We start from the raw sequence: 22,665 nt of genomic DNA, 5'->3' as shown, positions 1-22,665 counted from the left end.
TCCAGTGTGCGCGGCGCCCGAAGAAACGTACGTTCCGGGCGAATCGAAGGTGCGAATCGAAAAGTGAGGCCCGGGAAACGCGGGAACCGCTACAGGCCGGGGTACAGCGGGTGCCTGTCGGTCAGGGCCGCCACCCGGGCCTTCAGCGAGTCCGCGTCGTACGCCGGCTTCAGCGCTTCCGCGATGATGTCCGCGACCTCGGTGAAGTCCTCGGTCGTGAAGCCGCGGGTCGCCAGGGCCGGCGTACCGATACGGAGACCCGAGGTCACCATCGGCGGGCGCGGGTCGTTCGGGACGGCGTTGCGGTTGACCGTGATGCCGACCTCGTGGAGACGGTCCTCGGCCTGCTGTCCGTCCAGCTCGGAGTTGCGCAGGTCGACCAGGACCAGGTGCACGTCGGTGCCGCCGGAGAGCACCGAGACGCCGACCGACGTCACGTCGTCCTGGACCAGCCGCTCCGCCAGGATCCGCGCACCGTCAAGGGTCCGCTGCTGGCGTTCCTTGAAGTCGTCCGTCGCGGCGACCTTGAAGGAGACGGCCTTGGCGGCGATCACGTGCTCCAGCGGGCCGCCCTGCTGGCCCGGGAAGACCGCCGAGTTGATCTTCTTGGCGAGCTCGGCCGTGGAAAGGATCACGCCACCGCGCGGGCCGCCCAGCGTCTTGTGGGTGGTGGTCGTGACGACGTGGGCGTGCGGCACGGGGTTGGGGTGCAGGCCCGCCGCCACCAGACCGGCGAAGTGCGCCATGTCGACCATCAGGTACGCGCCGACCTCGTCCGCGATCCGGCGGAACTCGGCGAAGTCGAGCTGACGCGGGTACGCCGACCAGCCCGCCACGATCAGCTGCGGCCTGGACTCCCTGGCGAGCTTCTCGACCTCGGCCATGTCGACCTGGCCGGTGGCGTCGTCCACGTGGTAGGCGACCACGTTGTAGAGCTTGCCGGAGAAGTTGATCTTCATGCCGTGGGTCAGATGCCCGCCGTGCGCGAGGTTCAGGCCCATGATCGTGTCGCCCGGCTTGAGCAGCGCGAACATCGCCGCCGCGTTGGCCTGGGCGCCCGAGTGGGGCTGCACGTTGGCGTGTTCGGCGCCGAAGAGTGCCTTGACGCGGTCGATGGCGATCTGCTCGATGACGTCGACGTGCTCACAGCCGCCGTAGTAGCGGCGGCCGGGGTAGCCCTCGGCGTACTTGTTGGTCAGGACCGAGCCCTGGGCCTCCATGACCGCGACCGGAGCGAAGTTCTCCGAGGCGATCATCTCGAGGGTGGACTGCTGGCGGAGCAGCTCGGCGTCGACGGCGGCGGCGACGTCGGGGTCGAGTTCGTGGAGGGGGGTGTTCAGCACAGACATGTTCGTACGACTCCTCAGCCGGCGGTGAAAGCGATGTACTCGTCGGCGGAGAGCAGGTCGTCCGGCTCGTCCGCGATACGCACCTTGAACAGCCAGCCGCCCTCGAAGGGGGCCGAGTTCACCAGCGCGGGGTCGTCCACCACGTCCTGGTTGATCTCCACGACCTCGCCGGTGACCGGCGCGTACAGGTCGCTCACCGACTTGGTCGACTCCAGCTCTCCGCAGGACTCGCCCGCGGTCACCGTGTCACCGACCTCCGGAAGCTGGGCGTAGACGACATCGCCGAGCGCGTTGGCCGCGAACTCGGTGATGCCGACCGTCGAGACGCCGTCCTCGGCGACCGACAGCCACTCGTGCTCCTTGCTGTAGCGCAGCTGCTGGGGGTTGCTCATGGCCTGAATTCTCCTGTACGCGGGGGACTGCTGATGACGGGGGGAGGGGTGATGAGCTGGGCGGATGTGCCCGGTGTCATGTCTGGCACGCCCGGCCGGGTTCGGCCGACACGTGCGCCAGTGTCACTTCTGGCGCTTGTAGAAAGGCAGCGCCACGACCTCGTACGGCTCGTGGCTGCCCCGGATGTCCACACCGACTCCGGCGGTACCCGGAGCGGAGTGGGCGGCGTCGACGTAGGCCATCGCGATCGGCTTGCCCAGCGTCGGGGACGGGGCGCCCGAGGTGACCTCGCCGACGACCTTGCCGTCGGCGACGACGGCGTACCCCGCGCGCGGGACACGACGGCCCTCGGCGATCAGGCCGACGAGCACCCGCGGGGGGATTTCCAGGGCCGCCGCGGCGGCCTCGGAAAGCGCCTCGCGCCCCACGAAGTCGCCCTCCTTCTCGAACTTCACGACCCGGCCGAGGCCGGCGTCGAAGGGGGTGAGCGAGGTGCTCAGTTCATGCCCGTACAGCGGCATGCCCGCCTCCAGGCGCAGGGTGTCACGGCAGGACAGACCGCACGGCACGAGCCCGGCCGGGGCGCCCGCCTCGGTCAGCGCCTGCCACACCTTCTCGGCGTCGCCGGGGGAGACGAACAGCTCGAAGCCGTCCTCGCCGGTGTAGCCGGTGCGGGCGATGAGCGCAGCAACGCCCGCGACCGTGCCGGGCAGCCCCGCGTAGTACTTCAGGCCGTCGAGGTCGGCGTCGGTGAGGGACTTGAGGATGCCGGGGGACTCCGGGCCCTGGACGGCGATCAGCGCGTACGCGTCACGGTCGTCGCGCACGACGGCGTCGAAGCCCGCCGCACGCTCCAAGAGCGCGTCCAGCACCACCTGGGCGTTGGAGGCATTGGCGACGACCATGTACTCGTGCTCCTGGAGCCGGTACACGATCAGGTCGTCGAGGATGCCGCCGTCCGCCCGGCAGATCATCGTGTAGCGGGCGCGGCCGACGCCGACCGAGCCGATGTTGCCGACCAGCGCGTAGTTGAGGAGTGCGGCGGCCCGGGGCCCGCTGACCGTGATCTCCCCCATGTGGGAGAGGTCGAAAAGGCCGGCCTTCGTACGGACGGCGAGGTGCTCGTCGCGTTCGGAGCCGTAGCGCAGGGGCATGTCCCAGCCCGCGAAGTCGGTCATCGTCGCGCCGAGCGAGCGATGGAGGGCATCGAGCGCGGTGTGACGGGGTGCGTTACTGCTCATCGGTGGGGCTCCCAAGGCATGACGGCGAGGTCGTTCCTCCCCATCTGTCATCGGAACCTGAGAGGTTCATCACGACCCCGCGAAACGGTGGTCATGACTTGCACCTTGGGTGGGGCCCCTGGTCGGCGGCCCGCTTTTCAGATGTGCCTCGCCCGCGCGGTACGGGGCCTGAGAGATTCAAGGGAGGGACTTGCTCCTTCGGCGCCCAGGACGACGTGTCCCGGAACTCTCCCGCGCGGATTCAAGCGGCCGGTATGCAGTTGGCGCGCACATCATTGCACGCATCCCCCAGACACGGGAGGGGCACCTTCGCACACCCGAAACAGCGACCCGCAGTCATTCACAGCGTCATACAGTGACCTGTAACCAGCCTGTGGCGGTCCGATTACGGAAACAGGAAGCACCGCGCATTACCTTCTCTTTACACTCGGCGGGGATGGGACTCCAGACCCATGGGGAGGACGATCACGGTGAACAGGACCACGGCGTACGCGACGACGGCGGGACTAGCGCTGCCCAAGCAGCCCGGCGCCCCGGCCCGGGAGGCGTACCACCCGCTCCCGACGGCTGTCGTCCGCGACCTGAGGGACCGTGCCGGACACAGCCCGCACGGCCTGCACTTCGGCAGCTCCGACGTCGTCGTGGTCACCGGACTCCCCGGCAGCGGCAAGTCGACCCTGATGCGACGCGCCGTCTCGGGCCCGCGCGTCGACTCGCAGGACACCCGGGACCGCTGGGACGGACGGATGTCCCGCTGGCTCCCGTACGCGGTCTACCGTCCCCTCGTCCGCCTCGCCCACTACACGGGCCTGCACCGCGCGTTGCGCTCCGGCGCCGGAGTCGTCGTACACGACTGCGGTACGCAGGCCTGGGTCCGCCGCTGGCTCGCCCGCGAGGCCCGCCGTCGCGGCGGCGCGCTGCACCTGCTGCTGCTCGACGTCACACCGGGCACGGCGCTCGACGGCCAGCGCGAGCGCGGCCGTGGCGTTTCGCGGTACGCGTTCGGGCGTCATCGCGGCGCGGTCGCCCGGCTGCTGCGTTCCGTCGAGAAGGGCGATCTGCCCGAGGGCTGCGGTTCCGCGGTGCTCATCGACCGGGACGCGGCGGACGTGCTGCGCCGGATCGATTTCGGCGGCTGAGGCCGGTCGCAGGGGGCCCGAGGGGGCTGGGAACCGCCGAAGCGGCTGAGATTACGTACAGGCCCACTAACCTTGCCAGCCGGAACGCTCGAACACCCGAACACCCGAACAGTGGTCACAGCAGGCGGTAGACAGATGGACTTCCCGCAATTCCCCGACTTCCCCGGCCTCCCGGCGCAGGCGCACCCCCATCCGCACGGCGGATGGCCGGGCAATGAGCTGGAGGAGGTGCTCGCCGCATCCCTCGGCGTGCCCGCCGGGCCCTCGTCGGGTGCCCGCATCGTCGAGGTGCTGGGCCGCAGCTTCGTCTGGGTCCCGCTGCCGAACGGCGGCGGCCCGCACAGCGGCCCGCTCGACCTGCCCACGCTGGAGATCGCGGGTCAGGCGTACGTCCCTGTCTTCAGCTCGGAGGAGCAGTTCCGCCAGGTCACCGGCGGGCACATGTCGTACACGATCGCGCCCGCCGTCGAGTTCGCCCGCGGGCTGCCCCCGCAGGCCGGCATCGTGATCAACCCGGATGGTGTGGTCGGCCTGCCGCTGCCGCCCCTCGCGGTCGCCGAGCTGTGCCGCGCCGGGCACACGCCGCTGGACGGATCCGCGAGCGGCGGCCGGGTGCGGCTCTTCGAGCCCGACTGGCAGGACGACCCGGTGGACTTCCTGTCGGCGGCCTCCGCCGAGTTCGCCGGGACCGGCGTGGTGCTGACCGCCCGCCGCTGCCTGGCCAGCATCGAGGGCGGCTCGCCCGTGATGTTCATCGGCGTCGAACTCTCCCTGTGGGAGGGCGAGGCCCGCACGCTCCCGCTGGACGCGCTGGGCCGTGCGCTGGGCCGGGTCCCGGTCGACCGCCCCGTGAACCTCGTCCTCCTGGACATCACCCAGGACCCGGTGGGCGACTGGATGCGCGAGCGGGTGCGGCCCTTCTACCAGCACGGGCACTGAAGTCGCCGCCGAGAGGCGACCGAGCGACCACGACCGGCCCGCGGACGCGGGACGGCAGCAAGTCCCCAGCTCTCATGCGGCTTTCCGGCGGAGCGTCCCGCACCGGTGTCAGGGTCGCCGCATAAGCTGGTTTCATATCCGGGGCAACTTCGCGAAGGGGCGGTACAGGTGAGCGCCAGCGGCACCGCGGCCGGGCAGGTCGAGCACATGCTGCGCCAGGTGACGCCCGGGCGTTACGACGCCTACGAGGCGCTGCTGCGCGCGCTCGCGGCCCCGTCGGCAGGCCAGGTCTGGATGCTGCTCTGGCACGGCCAGTCCGGCTCCCCGGACGCGCAGTACGGAAACATGCAGGTGGACGGCTTCGGGTACGCGCCTTGTGTGACCTCCGCCCAGGAGCTCTCGGCCAGCGGCTGGAACCGTTCGTACGAGGTCGTCGACGGCCTGGACGTGGCCCGCACCCTGTACCCCGACCAGTTCGGTCTCTGGCTGAACCCGCACGCCCCCGGCGGTGGCGTCGGCGTCCCCTGGCTCGATCTGCGCCGTATCGCCACGGGCCTGGAGCGCCAGCCCGCGGGCCCCCTCAGGCTCTCCGAGCCGGGCATCGAGATCCCCCAGTTCTACGCCCTGCTCACGCAGAACGCGCACCGCACGTCCGCCGTGCGCTCGCTGCGCCGGGCCTGGGTACAGCCCGCGCTCGGCGCGCCCTACCTGGCCATCGGCCTTGATGTGTACGACACCTCGCCGCCGGCCGTCGACTCGGTGCGGGCGATGATGCAGCAGTCCATCGGCGCGGTGCCGGACGGGCTGCCCGTCTCGACCGTCGCGATGTCCGACGAGTACGACCCGGTGGCGATGTGGCTGCGGTCCAACGCGCGGCCCTTCTACGACCGAGAGGCGCATGCCGCCCCGGCGCAGGCACCGGTGGCCGGTGGCTACGGCTATCCGCAGTCCCGGTCATACTGATCTCTGTTCCACCACGAAACCGGTCCTGGCCCCGCCATGTCCTGATCTCCGCGTGCCGTGACTTCGTGTCTGACCTGCGGGGCGGCAGGCGTAAGGGTTGGATGTCCCCTTTGAGGCTGACACCGGCCGAAAGGGCGCCCCATGGCCCCTTTCACCACAACTGCCCCCTGTCCGCCCCCTGTTACCCACTGTTCGGATAACGGAATCCACTTAACCGCATCACGGTTGCGCATACTTTCTCCGTCAGGCCTGGCACGTGATCGTGGCGGCCATGAAGACTCCCGTGTCAGGCATGGGGTCCTCGACCCTGTGAGTGAGTGCAAGTCTTCGGAACAGCCCGGGATTCCAGGCCGCATCATCTGTGGCCGCTTCCGGCATGCAAGTGAACCAAGCCGCAGACAGCGGCAGGCGTAGGCCGGTCACCACCGGTCAGAGGGGTCGGGTCATTGTGACCGCACCGATCGAGACCACCGGGTCGGAAACGGGCGTACAGCCGGAGGCTGTGCTGGCCGGTGTCGACAAGGGGCAGATCGAGGGTCGTTCCCTGGGGCAGATCGCCTGGACGCGCTTCAAGCGCGACAAGGTGGCGGTCGTCGGCGGTGTCATCGTCGTACTGCTCGTCCTGCTGGCGGCGCTCTCGCGCCCCATCCAGGCGGTGTTCGGACTCGACCCGAACGCCTTCAACCAGGACCTGATCGACCCCAACACCTCTCTGCCCCTGGGTGACTTCGGCGGGATGAGCTGGGCGCACCCGCTCGGTGTGGAGCCGAAGTTCGGGCGCGACATCGCCACCCGCATCCTGGAAGGCTCCTGGGTCTCGCTGGTCGTCGCCTTCGGCGCCACGATCCTTTCGAACGTGATCGGCACGATCCTCGGGGTGGTCGCCGGGTACTACGGCGGACGGGTCGACACGATCATCAGCCGGCTGATGGACACCTTCCTGGCCTTCCCGCTGCTGCTCTTCGCGATCGCGATCTCCGCGACGCTGCAGGGCGGCGCGTTCGGCCTCGAAGGGCTGCCGCTGCACATCAGCGTGCTGATCTTCATCATCGGCTTCTTCAACTGGCCCTACCTGGGCCGCATCGTCCGCGGCCAGACCCTGGCCCTGCGCGAGCGCGAGTTCGTCGACGCCTCCCGGGGGATGGGCGCGAGGGGGCCGTACATCCTCTTCCGAGAGCTGCTCCCGAACTTGGTCGGCCCGATCATCGTCTACTCGACGCTGCTCATCCCGACCAACATCCTCTTCGAGGCGAGCCTGAGCTTCCTCGGCGTCGGCATCCAGCCCCCACAGGCGTCATGGGGCGGGATGATCAGCGAGGCGGTCACCTATTACCAGGTCGATCCGCAGTTCCTGATCGTTCCCGGCCTAGCGATCTTCGTCACCGTGCTGGCATTCAACCTGCTCGGCGACGGTCTCCGCGACGCTCTCGACCCGCGCAGCCGCTGACCCTGCGGCAGCGCCGAGTGTCCATCAAGTTTCCGACAATGGAGGGGACCCGAACATCATGCGAAGGTCAGCGCTGGCCGCAGTTGCGGCCATCGGCAGTGTGAGTCTGCTTCTCGCAGGCTGCAGCAAGGCCGATGACAACACGAACGACGACACGAATTCAGCTGGGGCCAACGCAGCGACCAAGGACGTCGTCAACGCCTCCACCCAGAAGGGTGGGACGGTCACGTACGAGTACGCCGACGTCCCGGACTCGTTCGACCCGGGCAACACGTACTACGCGTACATGTACAACCTCAGCCGGCTGTACGCCCGCCCGCTGATGACCTTCAAGCCCGCTCCGGGCGAGAAGGGCAACGAGCTGGTCCCGGACCTCGCCGAGAGCGCGGGTGTGCCGAGCGACGGCGGCAAGACCTGGACGTACAAGCTGCGCTCGGGCCTGAAGTACGAGGACGGCACGGCGATCACGTCGAAGGACGTGAAGTACGCCGTGGAGCGCTCCAACTTCGCGCGTGACGTGCTCTCCCTCGGCCCGAACTACTTCCAGCAGTTCCTCGAGGGCGGCGACAAGTACAAGGGTCCCTACAAGGACAAGAGCGCCGAGGGTCTGTCGTCGATCGAGACGCCGGACGACACCACGGTCGTCTTCCACCTGAACACCGCCTTCCAGGAGTTCGACTACCTGGTCGCGACGCCGCAGACGGCTCCGGTGCCGCAGGCCAAGGACACCGGCGTCGACTACGTCAAGAACATCGTGTCCTCGGGCTCGTACAAGTTCGAGAGCTACGAGGAGGGCAAGCAGGTCACCCTCGTCCGCAACGAGAACTGGGACGCGTCGACCGACCCGCTGCGCAAGCAGTACCCGGACAAGATCGTCGTCAAGCTGAAGGTCAACCCCGAGACGATCGACCAGGACGTCATGGCCGGTAACGCCATCGACCTGGGCGGTACGGGTGTCCAGGCCGCGACGCAGGCGAAGGTGGTCAACTCCGCCGACCTGAAGGCCAACACCGACAACACCTACGGTGGCCGTCTCGTCTACATGGCGATCAACACCAAGCTCGCGCCGTTCGACAACGTCGCCTGCCGCAAGGCCGTCGAGTACGCGATCGACAAGGTCTCGGTGCAGACCGCCGAGGGCGGCCCGATCCGCGGTGACATCGCCACCACCGTCCTCCCGCCGGACATCCCGGGCTACGAGAAGTCGGACATCTACGCCTCCGCCGGCAACAAGGGCGACGTGGCCAAGGCCAAGGAGCAGCTGACGGCCTGCGGCAAGACGACGATCAACACGAACATCTCCGCGCGCAGCGACCGCCCGCAGGAGATCGACGCGGCCACCGCGATCATCAACTCGCTGAAGGCCGTCGGGATCAACGCCAGCCTGAAGCAGTACCCGTCGGGCAAGTACTTCACCGACAACGCGGGTGTCCCCGAGTTCGACAAGAAGAACAACATCGGTCTGATGATGATGCAGTGGGGTTCCGACTGGCCGTCCGGCTACGGCTTCCTGCAGCAGATCCTGAACGGCAAGGCGATCAGCCAGTCGGGTAACACCAACCTCTCGCAACTCGACAACGCGGAGATCGACGCGCTGCTCGTGAAGGCGATCGGCACGGAGGACAAGGCCGCTCGTGACGCCATGTACACCGAGGTCGACAAGAAGACCATGGAGCAGGCGGCCCTCGTTCCGCTGACCTACTTCAAGGTCCTGCTGTACCGCCCGGCCAACTTCACCAACCTGGTCTCCACGGCGGCCTTCAGCGGCCAGTACGACTACCTCAACATCGGTACGACCAAGAAGTAGCCCCGGAAGGCAGGTGAAGGCATTGGTGCCCGCGGGCTTAGCGGCCCGCGGGCACCAGCGCCGATCCCCGTGATCTCGTACATCCTCCGCCGGATGGCCGCGGCAGTGATCCTGCTGCTGGTCGTCACCGCGGTCACCTTCGCCATCTTCTTCGTACTGCCGCGGTTCGCCGGCCAGACCGCCGACTCGCTTGCCCAGCAGTACATCGGGAAGAGCCCGACGGCGGCCGATATCGCCGCGGTCAAGCAAAACCTCGGACTGGACCAGCCCCTTTACGTACAGTTCTGGCACTTCATCAAGGGGATCGTGGTCGGAGCCACCTATGACCTCGGCCCCACCACGGCGCACTGCGACGCGCCCTGCTTCGGCTACTCCTTCAAGAACCACCAGGCGGTCTGGCCGGAGCTGACATCCCGCATTCCGGTGACGGCCTCGCTGGCCTTCGGTGCCGCCGTGATCTGGCTGGTGTCCGGTGTCACGGCCGGTGTGGTCTCCGCGCTCAAGCCGCGCTCGTTCCTCGACCGCACCTTCATGGGCATCGCCCTCGCCGGTGTCTCGCTGCCCATGTTCTTCACGGGCAACCTGGCGCTGCTGCTCTTCACCTTCCAGTGGCCGATCTTCGGCCAGACGTACGTCCCGTTCACCCAGAATCCCGCGCAGTGGGCCAACACGCTCTTCCCCGCGTGGTGCTCGCTCGCACTCCTCTACTCCGCCATCTACGCGCGGCTCACCCGCTCGGGCATGCTGGAGACGATGAACGAGGACTACATCCGTACGGCCCGCGCCAAGGGCCTGCGTGAGAGCAAGGTCGTGGTGCGGCACGGGCTGCGGGCCGCGCTGACGCCGATCATCACCATCTTCGGCATGGACCTCGGTCTGCTGCTCGGCGGAGCCGTGATCACCGAGTACGTGTTCTCGCTGCCCGGCATCGGCCAGTACGCAGTACAGGGCATCACCGACAACGACCTGCCCAAGATCCTCGGTGTCACCCTGGTCGCCGCATTCTTCGTCGTGATCGCAAATCTTCTGGTGGACCTGCTCTACGCGGCCGCCGACCCTCGGGTGAGGCTCTCGTGACCGAACTGACTCCATTGTCTGCGACTGGCGCCGCAGTGGGCGAGCCCGTCACCGCGCGCTCCGAGGCGCCGAGCGCCTTCCTCGAAGTACGCGACCTCAAGGTGCACTTCCCGACCGACGACGGCGTGGTCAAGTCCGTCGACGGGCTCAGCTTCTCGCTGGAGAAGGGCAAGACCCTCTCCATCGTGGGCGAGTCCGGCTCCGGGAAGTCCGTCACCTCGCTGGCGATCATGGGCCTGCACCGGCTGGGCGCGGGCGGCAAGCACGTCCAGATGTCCGGCGAGATCTGGCTCGACGGCAAGGAACTGGTCGGCGCCGACCCGGACGAGGTGCGCAAGCTCCGCGGCCGCGAGATGTCGATGATCTTCCAGGACCCGCTCTCGGCGATGCACCCGTACTACACGATCGGCAGCCAGATCGTGGAGGCGCACCGCGTCCACCACAAGGTCGACAAGAAGACCGCGCGCAGGCGGGCCATCGAGATGCTCGACCGGGTCGGCATCCCCGAGCCCGGCAAGCGCGTCGACAGCTACCCGCACGAGTTCTCCGGCGGTATGCGCCAGCGCGCGATGATCGCCATGGCGCTGGTCAACAACCCCGAACTGCTCATCGCGGACGAGCCGACGACCGCCCTCGACGTGACCGTCCAGGCGCAGATCCTCGACCTCATCCGCGATCTCCAGAAGGAGTTCGGCTCCGCGGTCGTCCTCATCACCCACGACCTGGGTGTGGTCGCCGAGATCGCCGACGAGGTCCTGGTGATGTACGGCGGCCGGTGCGCGGAACGCGGTCCCGTCGACACGATCTTCGAGCAGCCGCAGCACCCCTACACCTGGGGTCTGCTCGGCTCGATGCCGCGTATCGACCGGGAGACGTCCGAGCGGCTCATCCCCGTCAAGGGTCAGCCGCCGAGCCTCATCAACATCCCCTCGGGCTGCGCCTTCCACCCGCGTTGCCCGTACGCCGACCTTCCCAAGGGCGATGTCACCCGTACCGTGCGCCCCGAACTGCAACTGGTCGGCAGCGGGCACTACTCCGCCTGTCACCTCTCGCCGGAGGACCGCACGCGGATCTGGACCGAAGAGATTGCGCCGAAGCTGTGAGTGAGACGAAGAAGACGGACGCCGTCGACGCGCCGGTGACACCGCCGCAGGCAGCGGGTTCCGATGACCGCGAGGTGCTGCTCAGGGTCCAGGGGCTGAAGAAGCACTTCCCCATCCGGAAGGGTGTTCTCCAGCGCCAGGTCGCGGCCGTCAAGGCGGTCGACGGCATCGACTTCGAGGTGCGCAAGGGCGAGACGCTGGGCGTGGTCGGCGAGTCCGGCTGCGGCAAGTCGACCATGGGCCGGGTCATCACCCGGCTCCAGGACCCGACCGCCGGCACCATCGAGTTCGAGGGCAAGGACATCACCCGGCTCGGCGCGGGAGGGATGCGCCCGCTGCGCCGGGACATCCAGATGATCTTCCAGGACCCGTACGGTTCGCTGAACCCGCGGCACACCATCGGCTCCATCGTCTCGGCGCCCTTCCGGCTCCAGGGCGTGGAGCCCGAAGGCGGTGTGAAGAAGGAGGTCCAGCGCCTTCTTGAGCTGGTGGGCCTGAGCCCCGAGCACTTCAACCGCTACCCGCACGAGTTCTCCGGCGGTCAGCGTCAGCGCATCGGCATCGCCCGTGCGCTCGCCCTGAAGCCGAAGCTGGTCGTGGCGGACGAGCCGGTCTCGGCCCTCGACGTGTCGATCCAGGCGCAGGTCGTGAACCTGATGGACGACCTGCAGGCCGAGCTGGGCCTGACGTACGTGATCATCGCGCACGACCTCTCCGTCGTACGCCATGTCTCGGACCGCATCGCGGTGATGTACCTCGGCAAGATCGTCGAACTCGCCGACCGCACCTCGCTGTACGAGGCGCCGATGCACCCGTACACCAAGGCCCTGATGTCCGCGGTGCCGGTTCCGGACCCCAAGCGCCGGGGCACCAAGAGCGAGCGCATCCTGCTCAAGGGCGATGTGCCCTCGCCGATCTCGCCGCCGAGCGGCTGCCGCTTCCACACGCGGTGCTGGAAGGCCACGGAGATCTGCAGGACGACCGAGCCGCCGCTCCTGGAGCTGAAGCCCGGCCAGCAGGTGGCCTGCCACCACCCGGAGAACGCGGAGGACCAGGCGCCGCAGGACACCGTGCTGCTGTCGGCGGCCAAGGCGGCCATGGAGACGGTCGAGCTGGTGCCCGCGGTGGACGCCGCCGAGGTGTCGGGGGAGGCTCCGGCCGAGATGTCGGATGCTCCGGCTGAGACCGCCGCGGCTTCGGAAGATGCTCCGGCTGGGACCGCGGCTTCGGACGAAGTGACGGATGTTCCGGCTGGGACCGCGGCTTCGGACGAGGCGTCCACGGAAGCCGTCCCCGAGGACAACCCGGCGAAGGACTGAGACACCGGTCCTGCCGGCGGAGCACTCAGGCAGGGCAGAACCACCGCGAACGGGAGAGCGCACGCGCGCTCTCCCGTTCGCGTAGGTAAAAATGGCGGGTGCTCCAGGAACTGTTCACCCCCTCCGTCCAGCATGTCCTCGACCTCGTGGGGATCTTCGTCTTCGCGATCTCCGGGGCCCTGCTGGCCGTCCGCAAGAACTTCGACGTCTTCGGCATCGCCGTACTCGCCGAGGTCACCGCGCTGGGCGGAGGACTGTTCCGCGACCTGATCATCGGGGCCGTGCCGCCGGCAGCGTTCACCGACCTCGGCTACTTCAGCACCCCGCTGCTCGCCGCCCTGCTCGTCTTTTTCCTCCATCCGGAGGTGGAACGGACCCAGGTCGCCGTCAACGTCTTCGACGCGGCCGGGCTCGGCCTCTTCTGCGTCGCGGGCACCACGAAGGCGTACGAGTACGGGCTGGGCCTCACCCAGTCCGCGGCCCTCGGTCTCGCCACGGCGGTCGGCGGCGGCGTACTGCGTGACGTCCTCGCCAACGAGGTGCCCTCGTTGCTGCGTTGGGACCGCGACCTGTACGCGGTGCCGGCGATGGTCGGTGCCGCGATGGTCGTCGTGTGCATCCGCTACGACATGCTCACCACGTTCACCAGCGGGCTCGCGGTCGTCACCGCCTTCGTACTGCGGCTGCTCGCGATGCGGTACCACTGGCGGGCACCGCGCGCATGGCACCGGCGTTCGACGGCGACCGAGCAGGAGGCCCAGTGATCCATCCCTGGCCGGCCGAGGACTGACGTCATGCGCCCGAGAACAGTAAAAGCTACCGCTTAGTAATTCCCTGTTGTACCGTTCAGGCATGCCAGATGCAGCTTCGGTACAGGCCGTACGGGCCACGATCGGCGACAGCGAGTTCGACCGCGACACGGCGGTCACCCTTCGCGAACCCGGCGTCTACGACATCGATCTGTCCGCCGGGTGGACGATCGTCAGCGCGGTCAACGGCGGCTATCTGCTTGCCGTCCTGGGCCGCGCCCTCGCGGACGCCCTGCCGCACGCCGACCCGTTCACGATCTCCGCGCACTACCTGACCGCGTCCCAGCCGGGACCGGCGGTCGTCCGCACGGAGGTCGCCCGCACCGGCCGGACCCTCTCCACCGGCCAGGCCTCCCTCTTCCAGTACGACGACGAGGGCCGCGAGGTCGAACGGATCCGCGTCCTCGCCTCGTACGGCGATCTCGACACCCTGCCCGAAGACGTCCGTACGACGGCGAAGCCGCCCGCGATGCCGCCCATGGACCAGTGTTTCGGCCCCGAGGACGCGCCTGCCCCGGTGCCCGGCAGCTCGGCGATCACCGACCGGCTGATGCTCAAGCTCGACCCGGCGACCCTGGGCTGGGCGCTCGGAGCGCCCTCCGGGAAGGGTGAGATGCGCTCCTGGTTCGGCCTGGCCGACGGCCGCGACCCGGACCCCCTCTCGCTGCTCCTCGCTGTCGACGCGCTGCCCCCGACCGCATTCGAACTCGGCCTGTCCGGCTGGGTGCCGACCGTCGAGCTGACGGTGCACGTCCGCTCCCGCCCGGCCCCGGGCCCGCTTCGGGTGTCCATCACCACGCGCAACCTCGCCGGCGGCTTCCTGGAGGAGGACGCCGAGGTGTGGGACAGCGCGGACCGGCTGGTCGCCCAGTCCCGGCAGCTCGCGAGGGCACGGATCAGCTGACCGGCCGGTCGCGCTGCCGGTCCGCCGACCGGGCGCCGAACTCATCGACCCCCGGGGCGTGTTGGGGTGCCGGCCGGCAGGCGGCGGAATTCTCGCGGTGCTGATGTGCGGCAGGCGGGGGGATCCTCGCGGTCCCGATGTCACGGTTCGGGAACAGCGCTCTCACCTGGACCTGTTCTCTTTCCCAGGGCTTCACGTGATCCACAGCAAGCCATAGCTCCGGCACAGCGCGGTCCTACCTGGATCTGGTGCTCTGGCCCCCACTCATCCCGTACTCATCCGGTACTCATAAACCGGGCTCGGGACCTGACTGGGAGTTAGCCTCATGAACCGTCGTGTACGACTCGTCCCCGCCGTCGCACTGCTCGCACTCGCGCCTCTGCTGGCGGCCTGTGGCTCGGGCGACTCGTCCTCGGACAGCGGCACCACGGGCCAGACGGAGTGTGCCCGGCCGTCGGCTATGCCGAGCGGGGGCCCGTCCGGGCGGCCCAGTGGCGCCGAGCGGTCCGGCAGGCCCTCCGGTGCTCCGTCCGGGATGCCCTCGGGTGCGGCCCGCTCGGGCCGGCCGTCCGGAATGCCGAGCGGTGGGGCCGGCGGCGGCTGTGGCGGCTTCGGCGGTGGGCAGGGGGCTCAGGCGCAGCAGACGGGCTGACCGTTTCCGTCTCGTCGGTTCGACGGCTCTGCGGGTGACGTACTCGGTGAACGAGTGCGTCACCCCAGTCAGTTGCGGCGGGGCGTTCACTCCCGTCGGGCGGGGCTTTCACTCCCGTCGGTTGCGGCCGGGCCTTCGCCTCAGCCGGCAGCGGCCGCCTCTGGTGGGGCGTTCAGCCCAGCCAGTTGCGGCGGCCGATGCTGATCAGCCGCATCTGGCGGGCCGCCACGCGAGTCACCCGGCCCCGCTCCTCCGCCGAGGCCTCCAGCGCCTCCAGGAGGAGCGACGCCGTCATCAGCATCTGGTCGACGTACAGGCCCGCGAGCATCAGCAGGTCGTCGTCGCTCCAGCCTTGCGACTCCGGCTGCTTGGCCAGCTCGGTCTTCACTTCCTCGGCGAACCGGGCCAGTTGCTCGCGGATCTCCTCCCGCACCGGCTGTACGCCGCCGTGCCGCTCGCGCGCGATGAAGCGGACGTGCGCGGGGTGGGTCGCCACGTGGTGGGCGATCAGATCGACGGCGCGCGTGATGCGTTCGTCGCTTTCGTCGGCCGCGGACACGGTCTCCCCGATCATCGGGTGCAGACTGCCCAGGGCCTCCTCGACGAGCGCCACACCGAGGTCCGCCGTCGAGCGGAAGTGCCGGTAGAAGGCGGTCGGAGCGACACCGACGGCACGGGTGACCTCGCGCAGACCCAGACTGCTCAGACTCTGCTCCTCCAGCAGCCCCAACGCCGCGTCCAATAGGGCCTGTCGGGTCTTCTGCTTCTGGGCCTGCCGGATGCCGAGGGTGTGACTCATACCATGCAGTTAACAACTGTTCTCTGTAATTGGAAAGCCGGGTGCCGCGCTAGACTCGGGAGTCAGTGAACAACTGTTACTACATCCGTTCACTGAGTCGTCGGACTTCCACGAGAGGCATCTCATGCTGTTCCTCGTCGCCGCCCTCCTGCTGATGGGCGTGGTCATGGGCTCCGTGGCCCACGCGCCGGTGCCCGTCAGCCTCGCCGCCGCCGTCCTCATCGCCATCTGGCTGGCCGTCTTCGCGGTACGCGAGCGGACCGCACGCCGGCGCCACACCCCCGTCAACCGACTGCGCCACACCTCCACCAACTGAATGTCGGGAGCGGACTCACACCATGGAACTCACCGAACAAACCGAACTCACCGAACGTACTGAGCGCGCCGAACGTACCGAGCTGGCCCAACTCGCCGAACGCGCCGACCGCGAAGAACCTGTCGAGCGCACGGCCGCGCCGCAGGGCAGGACCGACGGGCGGGACGCCGACGGTATGGCCGTCGCCTCCTTCATTCTCGGCCTCGTCGGCCTCCTGGTCCTCAACGTCTTCCTGGGCCCCACCGCCATCGTTCTCGCGTCCATCGCCCTGCACCGCGGCACGGCCCGCCGGGGCCGCGCCTTCCTGGGACTCGGCCTGGGTGTCGCCGACCTGGTCGTGCTCGTGGCACTCATGCAGTTCGACAGCACGGTGTCCTGGAGCTTCTAACAGCACGGTGTCCTGGAGCCTCTGGGGGCGCGATACGACCCCGGGTGGCGCCGCGCCGGATCCCACCGCCGGGTACCGGCGGAGGCGGCGGGGAACGGGCCCGTAGAATCGGGCTCACCATGGCTTACCTCGACCACGCCGCGACCACCCCGATGCTTCCCGAGGCGGTAGAGGCACTGACCGCCCAGCTGAGCGTCACGGGCAACGCCTCCTCCCTCCATGCCGCCGGCCGCCGCGCCAGACGTACCGTCGAGGAAGCCCGCGAGAGCCTGGCGGACGCCCTCGCCGCACGTCCCAGCGAGGTGGTTTTCACCTCCGGTGGCACCGAGGCCGACAATCTCGCGGTCAAGGGCCTGTACTGGGCGCGCCGCGACGCCGACCCCGCCCGCACCCGCGTCCTCGCGAGTCCTGTCGAACACCATGCCGTCCTCGACGCGGTGCACTGGCTCGGCGAACACGAGGGCGCCACCGTCGAGTACCTCCCGGTGGACTCGTACGGCCGGGTGCACCCGGACGTCCTGCGGGAGGCCGTCGCCCGTAACCCCGACGACGTCGCCCTCGCCACGGTCATGTGGGCCAACAACGAGATCGGTACCGTCATGCCGGTACGCGAACTGGCCGACGCGGCCGCCGAGTTCGGCATCCCGCTGCACGCCGACGCCGTCCAGGCCTTCGGTCAGATCCCGGTCGACTTCGGTGCCTCGGGCCTTGCCGCCATGACGGTGTCCGGCCACAAGATCGGCGGCCCCTACGGCATCGGCGCGCTGCTCCTGGGCCGCGAGTACAGCCCGGTGCCCGTCCTGCACGGTGGCGGCCAGGAACGCCACGTCCGCTCCGGCACCCTCGACGTGCCCGCGATCGCTTCGTTCGCCGTCGCCGGGCGGCTCGCCGCCGAGCAGCGCGAGTGGTTCGCCCGCGAGATCGGTGCCCTGCGCGACGACCTGGTCGACGCCGTACGCAAGGCCGTGCCCGACGCGATCCTCGGCGGCGATCCGGCCGACGGGGGGCGGCTGCCGGCCAACGCGCACTTCACCTTCCCCGGCTGCGAAGGCGATTCCCTGCTCCTCCTCCTGGACGCGCAGGGCATCGAGTGCTCCACCGGGTCCGCGTGCACGGCGGGGGTGGCCCAGCCGAGCCACGTCCTCCTCGCCACCGGCACCGACCCCGACCTGGCCCGCGGCACCCTCCGCTTCTCCCTCGGCCACACCTCCACTGAGGCGGACGTCCAGGCGGTGGCCCGCGCGATCGGTCCGGCGGTGGAACGGGCGCGCACTGCGGGGCTCAGCTAGCGGACGCCCCTGTTCCGGCCGCCTGGGTCTGTTCCTGGGTGGCGAGTGCCTGCCGTACGAGCGGTATGTAACGGTCCCAGTCCCAGTGCGGACCCGGGTCCGTGTGATCCGTGCCCGGCACCTCGACGTGCCCGATGATGTGCTCCCGGTCGACGGGAATGTCGTACCGCCCGCATATCCGGGCCGTCAGCCGCGCCGAGGCCTCGTACATCGCGTCGGTGAGGTCCTCAGGGCGGTCCACGAAGCCCTCGTGCTCGATGCCGACACTGCGTTCGTTGTACTCCCGGTTCCCCGCGTGGTACGCCACGTCCAGCTCGCGGATCATCTGGGTGACGCGGCCGTCCTGGCCGACGATGTAGTGCGCGGCGGCGCCGTGCCCCGGGTCCTGGAAGACCTTCACCGCACTGGCGAAGCTGCCCTGGGTGACATGGATGATCACCCGGTCTATTCCGTAGTCGTCGGGCCGGTCCGCCATCCGCCAGTTCGCCGAGGACGCGGCCACCCACTGGGCGCCCGTGAAGTCGACCTCGCCCTCCTTGCGCGGCTTCTGCACGCTCGGCAGCCGCCACCACAGTCGCCCGAGCTCGTCCCGCGCCAGTACGACGCTGCCCACGGCCGCCGCCGCGCCGCCGATCAGCAGTGCCCGGCGCCCGACCCGTCGGTCGCCGTCCTTGGCACGGTGGCCCTTCGTCCGGGCCTCTGCGTCCGCCTTTTTCTCCCCCATGCGATCTTCAACGGATACTCGCGGGCTTCGGTTCCCACGGCCCCGTACCCTGGAGGGGTTATGACTGAGACCTCGCAGCGCCCCCGCACCCTTCGCGTACTCGCCGCCATGTCGGGCGGAGTGGACTCCGCCGTAGCCGCCGCCCGCGCGGCGGAAGCCGGACACGACGTGACGGGCGTGCACCTCGCGCTCTCCGCCAACCCGCAGTCGTTCCGCACGGGCGCGCGTGGCTGTTGCACCATCGAGGACTCGCGCGACGCCCGCCGCGCCGCCGATGTCATCGGCATCCCCTTCTACGTGTGGGACCTCGCCGAGCGCTTCCGCGAGGACGTGGTCGAGGACTTCGTCGCCGAGTACGAGGCGGGGCGCACACCGAACCCGTGCCTGCGCTGCAACGAGAAGATCAAGTTCGCCGCGCTGCTCGACAAGGCGCTCGCGCTCGGCTTCGACGCGGTCTGCACGGGCCACTACGCGAAGGTGATCGTCGGCGAGGACGGCTCGCGCGAACTGCACCGCGCCTCCGACATGGCCAAGGACCAGTCGTACGTCCTCGGAGTGCTCGACGACCGCCAGCTCGCGCACGCCCTGTTCCCGCTCGGCGACACCCTCACCACGAAGGACGAGATCCGCGCGGAGGCCGAGCGGCGGGGCCTCGCCGTCGCCAAGAAGCCGGACTCCCACGACATCTGCTTCATCGCCGACGGCGACACCCAGGGCTTCCTGGCGAACCGTCTGGGCAAGGCCGAGGGCGACATCGTCGACGAGTCCGGCACCAAACTGGGCACCCACGAGGGCGCGTACGGCTACACGATCGGCCAGCGCAAGGGGCTCCGCATCGGCACCCCGGCCCCCGACGGCAAGCCGCGCTACGTCCTGGACATCTCGCCCGTCGACAACACCGTGACGGTCGGCCCGGCGGCCGCACTGGACGTCAACGGCCTCACGGCCATCAAGCCCCGCTGGTGCGGCACCGCCCCGACCGGCCCCGGCACCTACACGGCCCAACTCCGCGCCCACGGCGGCGAGACGACGGTCACGGCGGAACTCGTCGACGGCACTCTCGAGGTCACCTTCACCGAGCCGGTCCGCGGTGTCGCCCCCGGCCAGGCGGTCGTCCTGTACGACGGCACGCGCGTGGTGGGCTCGGCGACGATCGCGACGACCACGCGCGCGACGGCGGCTGTCTGACCGCCGCTCCCGAAGAACTCGTTCAGAAGCGGCACCCAGAACTCGGCGGTCACGGCACCCGGGCGTCACAGCAGTCGAGCGTCATATCGTCCAGGCGTCGCATCGCTTGAGCGTCACAGCACTTCCACGTCGTAGAAGCACAAGTGGTCCTTGATCTGGGTGACTTCGGGGTTGGGGTCGGGGTAAGCCCAGACCAGGTCGGCCGCGTCGGGGAGGGACCAGTAGGACGCGGTGCCCTTGAAGGGGCAGAAGGTGTGGGTCGCGGAGGCCGCCAGCAGATCGAGGCGGACATCCTCCGGGGGGATGTAGTAGCGCACGGGACAGCCGGTCTCGCGCAGCAACAGGGGGCGGTCGCTCTCCGCCAGGATCTGGTCGCCGTGCACGACGCGTACGTGCTCCGTGCCCTGCTCGATGGTGATCGTGTGTCCTTCAGCCATACCTGGAAAGCACCGGCAGGACCGTAGTTCTTCCCCCGTACCGTGGACGCATGAATATCTGCGTCTTTCTCTCCGCCGCCGACCTCGACGACCGCTACACGCGCCCCGCGCGCGAGTTCGCCGAACTGCTCGGCAAGGGCGGCCACACACTGGTGTGGGGCGGTTCGGACGTCGGTCTCATGAAGGTCGTCGCCGACGGTGTGCAGGAGGCGGGCGGGCGGCTGTTGGGCGTCTCCGTGGACTTCCTGGCGGAGATGGCCCGGCCGGACGCCGACGAGATGGTCATCGCGCGTGACCTGGCCGAGCGCAAGGCGCTGCTCCTCGAGAAGGCCGACGCTGTGGTGATCATGGTCGGGGGAACGGGGACGCTGGACGAGGCGACCGAGATCCTGGAGCTGAAGAAGCACGGGAAGACGCAGAAGCCGGTGGTGCTGCTCAACACGGCGGGCTTCTACGACGGCCTCAAGGAGCAGTTCCGGCGAATGGAGGAGGAGGGGTTCCTGCCGATTCCCCTTACTGATCTGGTGTTCTTCGCCGAGGAGGCCGTGGGCGCCCTGGCCTACCTGGAGGAGAGCCTGGGTCAGCAGTGATGCGAGCATGGCGGGCATGGCTACCCATGTGATCACCGGAGCCGGTTCCGGCATCGGCGCGGCCGTCGCCCGCCGCCTGCACGCGCGCGGGGACGAACTCGTGCTGCACGCGCGCGACGCGGGCCGCGCGAAGGAACTCGCCGCCGAATATCCCGGAGCGCGGACGCTGGTCGGTGACCTCGCGGATCCGGACAGGCTCTCCTGGGCGTTCTCCCACCAGACGCTGCCCGACCGGGTCGACTCGCTGCTGCACATCGCGGGCGTGGTCGATCTCGGCCCGGTCGGCGAGCTGACCCCCAAGTCCTGGCACCACCAGCTCAACGTCAACCTGATCTCCCCCGCGGAGCTGACCCGCCACTTCCTGCCCCAACTGCGCCTGTCCCACGGGCACGTGCTGTTCGTCAACTCCGGCTCCGGCCTCAACGCACACGCCGACTGGTCCGCGTACGCCGCCTCCAAGCACGGTCTGAAGGCCCTCGCGGACTCCCTGCGCCAGGAGGAGCACGGGAACGGCGTCCGTGTCACCTCCGTGTACCCCGGCCGCACAGCCGGGCCCATGCAGATCAAGGTCCACCAGCAGGAGGGCAAGGAGTACGACGCGTCGAAGTGGATCGACCCCGAGTCCGTCGCGACGACGATCCTGATGGCCCTCGACCTGCCGAGCGACGCGGAGGTCAGCAACCTGACGGTACGACCGGGCCGCTGACCTCGTCGGCAACCTGACCGAACGACCGGGCCGCTGACCTCGTGCGAACCATTCCGTAGGCTTCCCGCGTGAGCGAAAACAGCAGGTTCAGGTTCGGTCCCGCGACAGGGATCGGATCCATGCCCGGAGGGGACGCGCGGGAAGCCGCGAAGACCGTCACCGGGTCCGTCGACGAGTTCCCCTATCTGCCCGAGTTGCCCGCGCGGGGGCCCGGCGCCGACATGATCGGGCGGACCGCCGGGATGCTCGTCGAGCTGTACGCGCGCGTGGAGCCCAGCGGGTGGCGGCTCGGGGACCGCCCGGGGCGGGACACCAAGAGGGCGCGGTCGTGGCTGGGGGAGGACCTCGACGCGATCGAGGAGTTCCTGCAGGGGTTCGAAGGGCCGCTGAAGGTACAGGCGGTGGGGCCCTGGACGCTGGCCGCCGCGCTGGAGCTGAGGAACGGCGAGGTTGCGCTGTCCGACCTCGGCGCCTGCCGGGATCTCGCCGGGTCGCTCGCCGAGGGACTGCGCGTCCACCTCGAGGACGTACAGCGGCGCGTTCCCGGGGCGCAGCTCGTCCTCCAGCTCGACGAACCCTCCCTCATCGCCGTACTGCGTGGGCACGTGAAGAGCGCGAGCGGCTACCGCGCCCACCGGCCCGTGGACCGGCAGTTGGCCGAGGCGACCCTGCGCGATGTCATCGGGGTGCACGGCGAGGGCCCGGTCGTGGTGCACTCGTGCGCACCCGACGTGCCGTTCGCACTACTGCGCAGGGCCGGCGCCGCGGCGGTCTCCTTCGACTTCTCGCTTCTCACCGAGCGTGACGACGACGTGATCGGAGAAGCAGTGGAAGGCGGGACGCAGCTCCTCGTCGGTGTCGTCCCGGGCGTGGACGGCCCATTGTCCGACCCTGCCGGTAGCGTCATGGGTGTCAGGACGTTGTGGCGCAGGCTGGGGCTGCATCCGGGGCTTCTCGCGGAGGCGGTCACGGTCACTCCGTCGTGCGGGCTCGCGGGGGCTTCCCCCGACCATGCCCGCAGGGCACTCGCCCACTGCGTCCGGGCGGCGAGATCCCTCGCGGACAACCCTGAGTAACGGGAGGACA

24 protein-coding genes and 1 riboswitch are annotated in these 22,665 nt (G+C 69.3%); of the genes, 18 read left to right on the top strand and 6 right to left on the bottom strand.

Features of this window, described 5'->3' with window-relative positions; all coding sequences use genetic code 11:
* Positions 1–89: 89 nt before the first annotated feature.
* From glyA to gcvT, 3 genes are all read right to left on the bottom strand, one after another.
* Positions 90–1,349, bottom strand: a complete 1,260-nt coding sequence (glyA, locus tag ACFYPC_RS32370; RefSeq protein ID WP_391889973.1) for a serine hydroxymethyltransferase — start codon at positions 1,347–1,349, stop codon at positions 90–92.
* Positions 1,350–1,363: 14 nt separating this feature from the next.
* Positions 1,364–1,741 carry a glycine cleavage system protein GcvH gene (gene gcvH, locus ACFYPC_RS32365; protein ID WP_391889970.1) on the bottom strand — a complete coding sequence of 126 codons (378 nt, stop codon included), beginning with the start codon at positions 1,739–1,741 and terminating at the stop codon, positions 1,364–1,366.
* A gap of 123 nt (positions 1,742–1,864) precedes the next feature.
* On the bottom strand, positions 1,865–2,983 hold the full coding sequence (gene gcvT / locus ACFYPC_RS32360; protein WP_391889967.1) for a glycine cleavage system aminomethyltransferase GcvT: 1,119 nt from the start codon (positions 2,981–2,983) through the stop codon (positions 1,865–1,867).
* A gap of 147 nt (positions 2,984–3,130) precedes the next feature.
* A riboswitch (glycine riboswitch) is annotated at positions 3,131–3,227 on the bottom strand.
* Positions 3,228–3,447: 220 nt separating this feature from the next.
* Between gcvT and ACFYPC_RS32355 the strand changes: the two genes are divergently transcribed.
* The 11 genes from ACFYPC_RS32355 (at position 3,448) to ACFYPC_RS32305 (ending at position 15,142) form a co-directional block, all read left to right on the top strand.
* Positions 3,448–4,122: an AAA family ATPase gene (locus tag ACFYPC_RS32355; protein ID WP_391890093.1), complete on the top strand. Its 675-nt coding sequence runs from the start codon at positions 3,448–3,450 to the stop codon at positions 4,120–4,122.
* A gap of 135 nt (positions 4,123–4,257) precedes the next feature.
* Positions 4,258–5,061 carry an enhanced serine sensitivity protein SseB gene (locus ACFYPC_RS32350; protein ID WP_391889964.1) on the top strand — a complete coding sequence of 268 codons (804 nt, stop codon included), beginning with the start codon at positions 4,258–4,260 and terminating at the stop codon, positions 5,059–5,061.
* Between the two features lie 168 nt (positions 5,062–5,229).
* A complete protein-coding gene (locus ACFYPC_RS32345) occupies positions 5,230–6,024 on the top strand; it encodes an enhanced serine sensitivity protein SseB C-terminal domain-containing protein (RefSeq protein WP_391889961.1) in 795 nt (264 codons plus the stop codon).
* Positions 6,025–6,472: 448 nt separating this feature from the next.
* Entirely contained in the window at positions 6,473–7,471 is a 999-nt protein-coding gene (locus tag ACFYPC_RS32340; RefSeq protein WP_391889958.1) for an ABC transporter permease, read from the top strand.
* A gap of 58 nt (positions 7,472–7,529) precedes the next feature.
* The gene (locus ACFYPC_RS32335) at positions 7,530–9,278 is read left to right on the top strand and encodes an ABC transporter substrate-binding protein (protein WP_391889955.1); all 1,749 of its coding nucleotides are present in this window, start codon (positions 7,530–7,532) and stop codon (positions 9,276–9,278) included.
* 69 nt (positions 9,279–9,347) lie between these two features.
* Entirely contained in the window at positions 9,348–10,355 is a 1,008-nt protein-coding gene (locus ACFYPC_RS32330; protein ID WP_391889952.1) for an ABC transporter permease, read from the top strand.
* 5 nt (positions 10,356–10,360) lie between these two features.
* Positions 10,361–11,458 carry an ABC transporter ATP-binding protein gene (locus tag ACFYPC_RS32325; RefSeq protein ID WP_391890091.1) on the top strand — a complete coding sequence of 366 codons (1,098 nt, stop codon included), beginning with the start codon at positions 10,361–10,363 and terminating at the stop codon, positions 11,456–11,458.
* Positions 11,455–12,777: a dipeptide ABC transporter ATP-binding protein gene (locus ACFYPC_RS32320; protein WP_391889949.1), complete on the top strand. Its 1,323-nt coding sequence runs from the start codon at positions 11,455–11,457 to the stop codon at positions 12,775–12,777. Before ACFYPC_RS32325 ends, ACFYPC_RS32320 begins: the two co-directional genes overlap by 4 nt.
* A 98-nt stretch (positions 12,778–12,875) precedes the next feature.
* Positions 12,876–13,541, top strand: coding sequence for a trimeric intracellular cation channel family protein (locus tag ACFYPC_RS32315; RefSeq protein WP_385731547.1), 666 nt, complete (start codon positions 12,876–12,878; stop codon positions 13,539–13,541).
* Between the two features lie 88 nt (positions 13,542–13,629).
* Positions 13,630–14,490 (top strand): thioesterase family protein, encoded by an 861-nt coding sequence (locus tag ACFYPC_RS32310; RefSeq protein WP_391889945.1) that lies wholly within the window; start codon positions 13,630–13,632, stop codon positions 14,488–14,490.
* A 325-nt stretch (positions 14,491–14,815) separates the two neighbouring features.
* On the top strand, positions 14,816–15,142 hold the full coding sequence (locus ACFYPC_RS32305; protein WP_391889942.1) for a hypothetical protein: 327 nt from the start codon (positions 14,816–14,818) through the stop codon (positions 15,140–15,142).
* A 172-nt stretch (positions 15,143–15,314) separates the two neighbouring features.
* Here ACFYPC_RS32305 and ACFYPC_RS32300 read toward each other — a convergent pair whose 3' ends face one another.
* Positions 15,315–15,941 (bottom strand): TetR family transcriptional regulator, encoded by a 627-nt coding sequence (locus ACFYPC_RS32300; RefSeq protein WP_391889939.1) that lies wholly within the window; start codon positions 15,939–15,941, stop codon positions 15,315–15,317.
* 124 nt (positions 15,942–16,065) lie between these two features.
* On the opposite strand from ACFYPC_RS32300, the gene ACFYPC_RS32295 reads away from it, so the two are divergent.
* The 3 genes from ACFYPC_RS32295 (at position 16,066) to ACFYPC_RS32285 (ending at position 17,934) form a co-directional block, all read left to right on the top strand.
* Complete coding sequence (locus ACFYPC_RS32295; RefSeq protein ID WP_391889936.1) at positions 16,066–16,257, top strand: hypothetical protein; 192 nt, start codon at positions 16,066–16,068, stop codon at positions 16,255–16,257.
* 175 nt (positions 16,258–16,432) lie between these two features.
* Positions 16,433–16,645, top strand: a complete 213-nt coding sequence (locus tag ACFYPC_RS32290; protein ID WP_391890089.1) for a DUF4190 domain-containing protein — start codon at positions 16,433–16,435, stop codon at positions 16,643–16,645.
* Positions 16,646–16,764: 119 nt separating this feature from the next.
* Complete coding sequence (locus tag ACFYPC_RS32285) at positions 16,765–17,934, top strand: cysteine desulfurase family protein (protein ID WP_391889934.1); 1,170 nt, start codon at positions 16,765–16,767, stop codon at positions 17,932–17,934.
* Here ACFYPC_RS32285 and ACFYPC_RS32280 read toward each other — a convergent pair.
* Positions 17,927–18,658, bottom strand: coding sequence for an N-acetylmuramoyl-L-alanine amidase (locus tag ACFYPC_RS32280; RefSeq protein WP_391889931.1), 732 nt, complete (start codon positions 18,656–18,658; stop codon positions 17,927–17,929). The genes ACFYPC_RS32285 and ACFYPC_RS32280 overlap by 8 nt on opposite strands.
* Positions 18,659–18,718: 60 nt before the next feature.
* On the opposite strand from ACFYPC_RS32280, the gene mnmA reads away from it, so the two are divergent.
* Positions 18,719–19,846, top strand: coding sequence for a tRNA 2-thiouridine(34) synthase MnmA (gene mnmA, locus ACFYPC_RS32275; protein WP_391889929.1), 1,128 nt, complete (start codon positions 18,719–18,721; stop codon positions 19,844–19,846).
* Between the two features lie 113 nt (positions 19,847–19,959).
* On the opposite strand, the gene ACFYPC_RS32270 is transcribed toward mnmA, so the two are convergent.
* On the bottom strand, positions 19,960–20,283 hold the full coding sequence (locus tag ACFYPC_RS32270) for a DUF427 domain-containing protein (RefSeq protein WP_391889926.1): 324 nt from the start codon (positions 20,281–20,283) through the stop codon (positions 19,960–19,962).
* A 50-nt stretch (positions 20,284–20,333) separates the two neighbouring features.
* Between ACFYPC_RS32270 and ACFYPC_RS32265 the strand changes: the two genes are divergently transcribed.
* The 3 genes from ACFYPC_RS32265 (at position 20,334) to ACFYPC_RS32255 (ending at position 22,655) form a co-directional block, all read left to right on the top strand.
* Positions 20,334–20,873 carry a TIGR00730 family Rossman fold protein gene (locus ACFYPC_RS32265; RefSeq protein WP_391889923.1) on the top strand — a complete coding sequence of 180 codons (540 nt, stop codon included), beginning with the start codon at positions 20,334–20,336 and terminating at the stop codon, positions 20,871–20,873.
* A 7-nt stretch (positions 20,874–20,880) separates the two neighbouring features.
* Complete coding sequence (locus ACFYPC_RS32260; protein ID WP_391889920.1) at positions 20,881–21,579, top strand: SDR family oxidoreductase; 699 nt, start codon at positions 20,881–20,883, stop codon at positions 21,577–21,579.
* Between the two features lie 68 nt (positions 21,580–21,647).
* Positions 21,648–22,655 carry a methionine synthase gene (locus ACFYPC_RS32255; protein ID WP_391889917.1) on the top strand — a complete coding sequence of 336 codons (1,008 nt, stop codon included), beginning with the start codon at positions 21,648–21,650 and terminating at the stop codon, positions 22,653–22,655.
* Positions 22,656–22,665 lie beyond the last annotated feature (10 nt).

The organism is Streptomyces sp. NPDC005808 (assembly GCF_042871385.1).
GTDB lineage: Bacteria > Actinomycetota > Actinomycetes > Streptomycetales > Streptomycetaceae > Streptomyces.
Note: the sequence above shows the minus strand (reverse complement) of the source record. Positions and strands in the feature narration are given on the sequence as shown.